This is a genomic window from Pseudomonas spirodelae, assembly GCF_034653255.1.
In the GTDB taxonomy this organism is placed as follows: Bacteria; Pseudomonadota; Gammaproteobacteria; order Pseudomonadales; family Pseudomonadaceae; genus Aquipseudomonas; species Aquipseudomonas spirodelae.
Map to the genome: position 1 here is coordinate 1 of NZ_JAYEET010000027.1, position 8,920 is coordinate 8,920.

An 8,920-nucleotide genomic window follows, 5' to 3' on the forward strand; every position below is an offset into this window, starting at 1 on the left:
GAACACGGCGCAACTGGTGACACTGTTCGCGCTGTCGAATCTGTGGATGGCGCGCAGACATTTACTGACGAATGCGGGAGAGGTGCGCCTGTAATGCGGGGAATGGCTGCCGCGAGGTGCTTGCGGCGGCTAAAAACACAGAAATAAGCGGGTGATCTGATCGCTTTTGATCGATTTGCCGCTTTCAAAATCGGCGGAGGCTGAAGTTAGCCAGAAATACATGACTACTTCAGACCATCCCTAAAGGTGCCGAAGCAGAATAATTTCAGCCCATATTCTGCCCCCAACAACTTTTTTAGAATCGACATATGCATTCGCTGCTCTTGCTTAGAACGCAGCAGCGCATCATGAAACTCATCGATAACTAGACCCCAAATTCTCCTTAGCTTGATAACTTCCCTGATTTCGTTTGGAATATGCGAACCGCCTTTGGCCCCCTGCGCTGCGGTAATAGGTAACCCGAGGGCCAGCGCGAGTTCGGTCTTAAGACTTTTCTTCACGTTAATTTCGGGGGATTCGGCCATGGAGATAAAAGCCAACCTGTCGCTGTTTTTAATACGGCTGGGGATCTTGGATATTATAGCCGTCTTACCGGACCCACCCGGGCCAACTACGAGTAATGCAGGCGCATTCATACGATCAGGGACAGCCTCAATATTATTCATCATTCGAAAAACAGCCTCACTGGAGTTATTATCCACCCAAAGCTCTTCAAGAATTGCAGCTATTCGCACATCAGTATCTTCAGATAAATACTTCCGTTTGTCTGGTCGCACATGCTCGTCACTCATTTGCCATCCTCAGCCTTGAATCTTTTAGGCGGGGCAGAATAGTCAAGTTTGACTGGATCAGATTTAATTATCGGTTTAGCACTGACAGTATCTGGGTAAGCATCAGAGTAGGCTTTCGCCGAAGCTATGCGACGTCGCTCATTTCGCGTTAGAGCAGCGCTATCTTTCTCGATCTTTTGCTTGTCTCTATATGCTCTCCGTCCGCCATCGTCGTCGATCGACCCGGCGCGTACTGGTCGCCGATAAAACTTACTTGCTCGATACTCTTCATAGCTGGGTGCCTGCCCCGTCAAATCAGACAGCCGAATTGGACAGAAATGCCCACCTAGTTTCACCCACACTTCGTTCATATTGAATGGATCAAATTTAACAATAGCGCTCTTCGTGCCAACAAACTGATTTAACACAGGGTCCCAGTAAGTCTGGCCATGTAACTTAATACCATCCGGGTTTACGTTCCGGCTTTCTTGAGGCATAAACCATAGCTTCAGTTGCTCGATATCTGATAGCTTCGATGGATAGGGAATGCCACCATTGGGTGCATAATAATCAACCCATGCTTGCCTCGGACTAATTTTTAATTCGCTGTGAACCGTCGAATGATAGACAACTACTTCGCGCGCAAACCAGCGAGTAAACTCGGAGAAAGTCATGGTGGCATTTTTTTCACTGTCGAGTTTACGGCGTGCCACCGAATTCGACATTGTAGTGCCCTTCAAGAAATGAACTTTGGTCGTCATAAATGTGCCGATTAATCGCTCAACATGCCCACCATAATGCTTTTTTCCGACAGGCCTGTATTCAGGGTGTATTCCAAATGTATTGCACCCAGCCATAAATTTTGGACTAGTGAACTCAGCGGCATTGTCCATATGTAAAACCTCAGGCTTGCCATAATAAGGATAATCCGCAAGATCTAACCCTACACTCTTAACAAAACCTGCTTTAGGAAGAATACTTTGGCTAAATGCACATGCTACCGAAACAGTTGACGGAACGTGAAGACTGAGGTAATACCCAAGAATCACTCTTGTTCTTAAATCCATTACAACTGTCCACCAGGGGCGACCAATCACATTTATACGATCATCTGCTAGAAGCATCTCATCGACGAGTGTATGGTCCATCTGCACCCACTGCAGCGGTCTTTCAACAATTTTTTTACCAGGGCGCGCTGAGAATAGTTGGGCCGCTGCATCAGCGCCCTGCTGTATTTTTACTCTATTCTTTTCTGAAAGGATTAACCGTACACGACGCAAAACTGTGTCTTTGCAAGGACAAGGAAGGCCCTGCTCCTTACACGCAACATCAACCTCCACCCATACTTTGCTGTAACTGGCGGCTCTAGAATCGAAAACTTTATGAGTTGCGTTATCAATAATTACTTCAACTGCTTCATCCAGCCGGGTGATACCTTTCTTAACTCCCCGCCTCTGGAGAACCAATGATAGCGGGCCGATGCTTTCGTCATAGCTCCTAGCCATTTTAAAAAAATAGCTTCGCGATGAATTAAGCAGCAAGCAAGCCTGACTGGTAGTTACTTCACCTGCTTTCCACTGCTTAATTACATTGAAACGCGCAGCAGCCAGCAATAGCGCATCTTCCGTATAGTTATTTATATCCCATACGGTGTCATTATTATCGGGCGTTATCCCTGCATTTAAATCAATTCTTTCGATGTCGCGCATAGAAACCATTAACGCTTCGCCAGATGCGCTAACGATTACCCTGATGTTCTTAGGGCTGAATATTTGCTGAACTTTTGCGAGCTTTCCTTTCGCGACTACGAGTTCTCCAGGAGTTAGCTGGTCGGTCATAGATAATTCCCATAACACTACGCAAACATGATCAAAAAGTAGACTATGAGCGGAGTTTTCGCCAGCGCAGTCTACTTTTTAAACTATTTAACGCCTATGCTATTGATTTATTTATGAAAACCTTGCTCTCTTTTTTCAACAAGCGCCACATTTGCTCAATCAAGCGCGGCCCAAATCCTTTGGGCCGCGCTTGATCGACTTAAAGGCGCAATTACAGGTGGAAGTCGCCCGCAGCTTCCGGTTGGTAAAGCACTTTTCTGATTTCAATCCGCCGGGTCCGATCAGAAATCCGCCAGTCAATGGCGTCTCCCTCCTGATAGCCCAGGATGGCGGCGCCGATGTCGGAACACACGGAATGCTTCCCGGCGCTGCTGTCCGCGTCTTCTGGGTAAACCAAGGCCACTTCGATCTCTTCGTCGTCCAGTTGCAGCAAGGCCCTAGAGTTCATCGTGACGACATTGCGCGCCACCTGCTGGGGTTTTACGACAATGGCTCGCTCAAGCTCGTGTTCGAGCTCAACAACGGCCGGGCCTTGTTCGAGCGCGATCAGACTCTCGAGCCTGGCCTTGTCGATTTCAGTGATGTAGATCCCTGTGGAGTCGCCAGCGGCACCTTCGCGCAAGAACTGCAAATAGCGCCCCGCCGTCATGGAGAATGATTTCAATGTCGGTGTTTCGCTCTCAAGCAGAAAACCGCTGCGCAGAAAGGCTCTCAGCGAACGCGCATTGTCTGGGTGGATCTTGGCGATGAGCTTCTCGGCTCGCATGTCGAGGAAGGCCAGTTTCATGCCTTCGCGGATCGTGCGGGGGCCAAGGTTTCGGCCCCATTTGGCGCTGTCGCCGATGACCAGGACTATCTCGCAATTCGAGCCTGTCTTGATCAGACGGACAAAGCCCACCGGAGTGTCATGCCGGTCATAGGCCATGAAGAATCGGCCGCCCCGGTTGAATAGATGGGTCAGGATCGGCAACTGAGTCCGATCGATGACTTGCTCGATGGAGCGGGAGACATGACGCGAATCGCTCAGATAGCAGGTAACGCGCTCATCCTCCAACCAATCCATCAGCGTCAGCGCGTGTGCCCGAGTAATTTCAGGGCACAGCGAAATGAAAGGCTTGTTCATCTTCACCACACTTATTTGGAAATGATGAAAGCCCTTCATGGCTATGGCCATGACGGTTCTTTCGGCAACCCGGAATTTTAAAACATAACGCGAGTAAATGCCGTACAGCCTCGCGCTTTTCCTTAATAAGCGGTGCTATGACACCCGCCTGATCCGGCATGTGGACGCGGCCTAATCATAGTTATTGCGTTGCTGATCAGTCGTGTGGATCTGTTGAACCGTCTGTTTAAAACCCGTAGTTGTCGATGGCGCGACGCCGTTCGTTTTCATCACGCACATCGTAGTTGGCTGTTGTTTGAATATTCGTATGGTGCGCGAGCTTCTGCGCCAGAGACAGGTCGTGCTCTTCGATCACGCGGGTAATAAATGAACGGCGAAAATCATGCGGCATGATTTTTACGCCGACTTGCAGCCCGCGTTGTTGGGCTATGTAGTAGATCGCATGTTTGCTGATGCGCTCGCGGGTTATGTGGCTACCACGACGAATCCGGTTAAATAAAAAGCTATCGTCACCTTGGCCTGCAGGCAGTTGCGAGCGCCTGAATGCGAGCCAGGTATTGAGTTTTTCGAATGCCCAGCTTGGCGCGTACTTGACCAGTTCTTTGTTACCTTTGCCCAGTACGCGCAGGCTGCGCTCAGCGAAATCGACCTGGTTGAGGTCAAGGTTCACCGATTCTGATTTGCGCATGCCGGAGCCATACAAGATTGCAATAATTGCCGCATCCCGAAGCCCCTGAGGTCTAGGGTCGGCTGCGCAGACTTCCATCAATTCGCGAATCAAGCTGCGCTTGAGGTTGCGCCCCTGGATTATTCGAGTGCCACTGCTGGGCTTCACTGAGCGGATTTTCAGCAGATGATCCTGGTCGATCAAGCTCAGTCGCCAGGCCTCATTCATCACCCCGCGCAGTGCATTGACGTACAAGGATGAGGTGTTCGGCGCGTAACCATCTTCGCGCAGTGCCGCAACCAGTGCAGTTATATGCCCGGGTTGGAGCAGGTGCCAGGGGATCTCATGCAGATCGAGCTCATCGAAGCCCAAGCGGTATACCGCATCCTGCAGCACATATTTCATGGTCAATTGGCTGGAAGGCGCTAACCGAGCGAGATACTGAAGCAGTGGATTACGCAGTTCGGGTAATGCGCCCCCTGCCCCGTAATTAGTGCCTATAGCGGGTGAAGAGGCGAAGTGCGGTGTCACGGATGTTTCGTTATCGCGGTAATCAGCCAATCGTAAATAGTCCAAAATGAATTTAACTCAACTAAATAGTTATTTAGTTGAGTTAAATTAACTTACGTCTTAATAAATAGAATACGGCGCGTGAGCGCACTGCGGCTGAGACGCTCTACCCCGCCAAAATTCTGAGCCATACCAGCCTTCAGAAGTCAGGCTTTGGTGTATGGCGGCCTGACTCCGCTCTGACCAGCGCGCCTCTGCCCTGGCCAGAGCAGAGACATCAATCGCGATCCAGCAAATGGAAACTGGGCAAGGCAATATGCCAACGAATGGCGGCCAAGCGCGTTAGCAACACTGTGAGCATGGCCACACCGGTGTCGAGCCAGTGTGGGGTATCCAGGCTCCGCATACCGATAAAAACCAGGGCCCCTGCTATGCAGGCGGTGGCGTAGATTTCTTTCTGGAATATCAGCGGAATCTCATTGCAGATCACATCACGCATCACCCCGCCCGCCACGCCGGTCATCACCCCCATGATGATTGCCGTGCTATTGGGAACGTCATGCTGCATGGCGACTTCGGTGCCGATCACAGTAAAAACAGCCAAGCCAAAGGCATCTGCCAAGAGCAGACCTTTTTCGTGAATCGGCTGCGTCAGCCGCACCCAGATAACAGTACCAACAGCCGCCAGCGACGCGACGACGATGTACAGGTCGTTACGAATCCAGCTGACCGGATGGTTATCCAGAATCAAGTCACGCAGGGTACCGCCACCCAGGGCGGTGATGATGGCGATCACCAGCACACCAAACAGGTCCATGGACTTTCGCCCAGCCATTAGCGCGCCGGTGATGGCGAATACGGCGACACCGAACAAATCGGCGAGATAGAACAATTGCGCCATGCTGACCTCAGGACGATACGGGCGTACGCATGGTGACGAACTCTTCGGCCGCAGTTGGGTGCACGCCGATGGTTTCATCAAAAATCTGCTTGGTGGCCCCAGCCTTAAGTGCGATCGCCAGGCCCTGGACAATTTCGCCGGCCTCCGGTCCCACCATATGGCAGCCCAGTACACGGTCTGTGTCAGCATCTACCACCAGCTTCATCAGCGTGCGCTCCTGGCTTTCGGTCAGGGTCAGCTTCATCGGCCGGAAACGGCTCTCGAACACTTGGACGCGGTAGCCCTCCTCCCTCGCCTGCTCTTCGCTCAGCCCAACTGTGCCGATATTAGGCAGGCTGAATACCGCGGTCGGGATCGTCTGATAATCAACAGTGCGGTATTCCTCCGGCTTGAACAAACGCCTGGCTACCGCCATGCCTTCGGCCAGCGCAACCGGTGTCAGCTGAACGCGGCCAATCACATCGCCGATGGCGAGGATTGATGGCGTGCTGCTCTGGTATTTCGCATCGACCTTGATATAGCCGCGCTCATCAAGTTCTACGTGAGTGTTTTCCAGGCCCAGGTTGTCCAGCATTGGACGACGCCCGGTGGCGTAGAAAATGCAGTCCGCCTCAAGCTTCCGACCATCTTTAAGCGTGGCCAGCAGGCTGCCATCGGCCTGTTTGTCGATGCGCGCGATATCGCTGTTGAATTGCAGATCGACCCCGTGTTTGGTCAGTTCTTCCTGCAGATGGTTACGCACGGCATTGTCGAAGCCGCGCAAGAACAAATCACCGCGGTAGAGCAGTGACGTGTGCGAACCGAGGCCGTTGAAGATCGAGGCAAACTCCACAGCAATATAACCGCCGCCTATTACCAGCACACGCTTAGGTAGCTGCTGCAGAAAGAACACTTCATTCGAACCGATCGCATGTTCATGCCCCGGTACCTCAGGGATATGCGGCCAGCCGCCGGTGGCGATCAAGATGTGCTTGGCACTGTAGCGCTTACCGTCCAGCTCAACGCTGTGGTCATCAACAATCCGCGCATGGCCCTCAAGCAAGGTCACTCCGCTGTTGACCAGCAGATTACGGTAGATGCCATTGAGGCGTTCAATCTCGCGATTTTTGTTGGTAATCAGGGTGGGCCAGTCAAATTTGGCCTCACCGACCGACCAACCAAAACCCTGTGCTTGCTCAAAGTCATCGGCAAAGTGAGCACCATAAACCAGCAGCTTCTTCGGCACGCATCCGACGTTGACGCAGGTTCCGCCAAGGTAGCGGCTTTCAGCCACCGCCACGCGCGCACCATACCCCGCAGCAAACCGCGCAGCACGCACACCGCCGGAACCGGCGCCAATCACAAACAGGTCGAAGTCGTAGGTCATGTAAGCCTCCATAGCAAGGCGGCAAGCATACCCCAAGCGGCGCTAGCGACTAAGCTTGAAGCATATGAAACAGCAGGAGAACGCTGATGCCCCCTACCCTTACTCATGTAGCGTTACATGTGCCTGACGTAGACGCATGCGTGGCCTTTTATGAGCAGTTCTGCGCGATGCGGGTGATTCATCGGCGGGCGGGCAAAGGCGCAACGATTGTCTGGATGGCCGAGCTCGGTAAGGAACACAGCTTTATTTTCGTACTTATGCCGGGTGGTCAGAGTCGTCAATTGGCGGCCGATGACTACAGCCATTTCGGCTTTGCCCTAGGCAGCCGAGCCCAAGTCGACAGCATTGCTGAACAGGCGCGACTGGCCGGATGCTTGGTCTGGGAGCCACGCGATGAGGCCTACCCTGTGGGTTATTACTGCGGCGTGCGTGATCCGGCGGGGCATTATGTTGAATTCAGCTACGGCCAGCCATTAGGACCTGGCGCCGAGCACATGGCGTTGCCCTGAATGCACACAGCCACCCGAAGGTGGCTGTGGTTACCGCGCGGAAGGCTGAATCAGAAAGCCTTGCCGGTTTTGTAGAGGTTTTCGAAGCAGAAGTTGGTGGCGTCGATATAGCCTTCGGCGCCGCCGCAATCGAAGCGCTTGCCCTTGAATTTATAGGCCATGACGCAGCCATTCTGCGCCTGCTTCATCAGCGCGTCGGTGATCTGAATCTCCCCACCTTTGCCTGGCTCGGTCTGTTCGATCAGATCGAAGATGTCCGGGGTGAGGATATAGCGACCAATGATCGCCAGATTCGATGGCGCATCTTCCGGCTTGGGCTTCTCGACCATGCTGTTAACCCGGTAGATGTCATCGCGAATCATCTCTCCGGAAATCACACCGTATTTGTGGGTTTCTTCAGGTGGTACTTCCTGGATAGCCACAATGGAGCAGCGGAACTGCTTATAAAGCTTAACCATCTGCGTCAACACCGCATCGCCATCCAGGTTCAGGCACAGGTCATCGGCCAGAACCACCGCGAAGGGTTCATCGCCAATCAGCGGGCGGCCGCAGAGGATCGCGTGCCCCAGCCCCTTCATCTCAACCTGGCGGGTGTAGGAGAAGCTGCATTCGTCGATCAGGCGACGGATACCGACCAGGTACTTTTCTTTGTCGGTGTCGCGGATCTGGTGTTCGAGTTCGTAGCTGATGTCAAAGTGATCTTCCAGCGCGCGCTTGCCGCGGCCGGTAATCATGGCAATTTCCGTCAAGCCGGCTTCCAGCGCCTCTTCGACGCCATACTGGATCAACGGTTTGTTCACGATCGGCAGCATTTCTTTTGGCATAGCCTTAGTGGCTGGCAGAAAGCGGGTGCCGTAACCGGCTGCTGGGAACAAACATTTCTTGATCATGGGGAACCTTGAGCAATGATGTGAAAAAGTGCGCCCGCAGTCTATCAGGCTGCACCGGCCTTACAATGCCCCTCCCGCACAAGGCCAACGCCTGCATTTGAATGCCAGGATCGGGTAGGAGGCGGCCTCACGGCCGCCGTCCTCCCACACCACCGTGCGTACGGTTCCGTACACGGCGGTTCAGGCCATGCGGTTAAGCCGATTGATCGTATCCAGTATCGAGACCAGTCCAAGTCTGTCCCATAGCTTCTTCGGCAGCGCCTGATTCATATGCGGCGCTCCTGAGTTCCACCACGGGCCTCGGCCATTGAAGGCCGACTTGCAGGCACGCTCCTCGCTCAATCCC

At 53.0% G+C, this 8,920-nt stretch carries 8 protein-coding genes and 1 pseudogene; 1 reads left to right on the forward strand and 8 read right to left on the reverse strand.

Annotation, left to right across the window (positions count from 1 at the left end; all coding sequences use genetic code 11):
* Positions 1–224 precede the first annotated feature (224 nt).
* From SOP97_RS09110 to gorA, 6 genes are all read right to left on the reverse strand, one after another.
* Positions 225–791 (reverse strand): TniB family NTP-binding protein, encoded by a 567-nt coding sequence (locus tag SOP97_RS09110; protein ID WP_322949004.1) that lies wholly within the window; start codon positions 789–791, stop codon positions 225–227.
* The gene (locus tag SOP97_RS09115) at positions 788–2,608 is read right to left on the reverse strand and encodes a transposase family protein (RefSeq protein WP_296125584.1); all 1,821 of its coding nucleotides are present in this window, start codon (positions 2,606–2,608) and stop codon (positions 788–790) included. Before SOP97_RS09115 ends, SOP97_RS09110 begins: the two co-directional genes overlap by 4 nt.
* Positions 2,609–2,819: 211 nt before the next feature.
* Complete coding sequence (locus tag SOP97_RS09120) at positions 2,820–3,782, reverse strand: bifunctional GNAT family N-acetyltransferase/nucleoside diphosphate kinase regulator (RefSeq protein ID WP_274086519.1); 963 nt, start codon at positions 3,780–3,782, stop codon at positions 2,820–2,822.
* A 175-nt stretch (positions 3,783–3,957) separates the two neighbouring features.
* The gene (locus tag SOP97_RS09125; protein ID WP_411912046.1) at positions 3,958–4,803 is read right to left on the reverse strand and encodes a site-specific integrase; all 846 of its coding nucleotides are present in this window, start codon (positions 4,801–4,803) and stop codon (positions 3,958–3,960) included.
* Positions 4,804–5,185: 382 nt separating this feature from the next.
* Positions 5,186–5,809 carry a trimeric intracellular cation channel family protein gene (locus tag SOP97_RS09130; RefSeq protein WP_322949005.1) on the reverse strand — a complete coding sequence of 208 codons (624 nt, stop codon included), beginning with the start codon at positions 5,807–5,809 and terminating at the stop codon, positions 5,186–5,188.
* A 7-nt stretch (positions 5,810–5,816) separates the two neighbouring features.
* Positions 5,817–7,175, reverse strand: coding sequence for a glutathione-disulfide reductase (gene gorA, locus SOP97_RS09135; RefSeq protein WP_322949006.1), 1,359 nt, complete (start codon positions 7,173–7,175; stop codon positions 5,817–5,819).
* A gap of 86 nt (positions 7,176–7,261) precedes the next feature.
* Here gorA and SOP97_RS09140 point away from each other — a divergent pair, with 86 nt between their 5' ends.
* Positions 7,262–7,684 carry a VOC family protein gene (locus SOP97_RS09140; RefSeq protein WP_322949007.1) on the forward strand — a complete coding sequence of 141 codons (423 nt, stop codon included), beginning with the start codon at positions 7,262–7,264 and terminating at the stop codon, positions 7,682–7,684.
* A 50-nt stretch (positions 7,685–7,734) separates the two neighbouring features.
* On the opposite strand, the gene galU is transcribed toward SOP97_RS09140, so the two are convergent.
* Together galU and SOP97_RS09150 are read right to left on the reverse strand one after the other, a co-directional pair.
* A complete protein-coding gene (gene galU, locus SOP97_RS09145) occupies positions 7,735–8,574 on the reverse strand; it encodes a UTP--glucose-1-phosphate uridylyltransferase GalU (protein WP_274086514.1) in 840 nt (279 codons plus the stop codon).
* Between the two features lie 180 nt (positions 8,575–8,754).
* Positions 8,755–8,920: pseudogene (locus SOP97_RS09150) on the reverse strand (group II intron reverse transcriptase/maturase); the annotation flags it as partial.

What these genes read in the sequence shown, in the direction of transcription:
- SOP97_RS09110 (WP_322949004.1), bottom strand. Translation starts at nt 791, where the DNA reads ATGAGTGACGAGCATGTGCGACCAGACAAACGGAAGTATTTATCTGAA.
- galU (WP_274086514.1), bottom strand. Translation starts at nt 8,574, where the DNA reads ATGATCAAGAAATGTTTGTTCCCAGCAGCCGGTTACGGCACCCGCTTT.
- SOP97_RS09115 (WP_296125584.1), bottom strand. Translation starts at nt 2,608, where the DNA reads ATGACCGACCAGCTAACTCCTGGAGAACTCGTAGTCGCGAAAGGAAAG.
- SOP97_RS09120 (WP_274086519.1), bottom strand. Translation starts at nt 3,782, where the DNA reads ATGGCCATAGCCATGAAGGGCTTTCATCATTTCCAAATAAGTGTGGTG.
- SOP97_RS09130 (WP_322949005.1), bottom strand. Translation starts at nt 5,809, where the DNA reads ATGGCGCAATTGTTCTATCTCGCCGATTTGTTCGGTGTCGCCGTATTC.
- SOP97_RS09125 (WP_411912046.1), bottom strand. Translation starts at nt 4,803, where the DNA reads ATGAAATATGTGCTGCAGGATGCGGTATACCGCTTGGGCTTCGATGAG.
- gorA (WP_322949006.1), bottom strand. Translation starts at nt 7,175, where the DNA reads ATGACCTACGACTTCGACCTGTTTGTGATTGGCGCCGGTTCCGGCGGT.
- SOP97_RS09140 (WP_322949007.1), top strand. Translation starts at nt 7,262, where the DNA reads ATGCCCCCTACCCTTACTCATGTAGCGTTACATGTGCCTGACGTAGAC.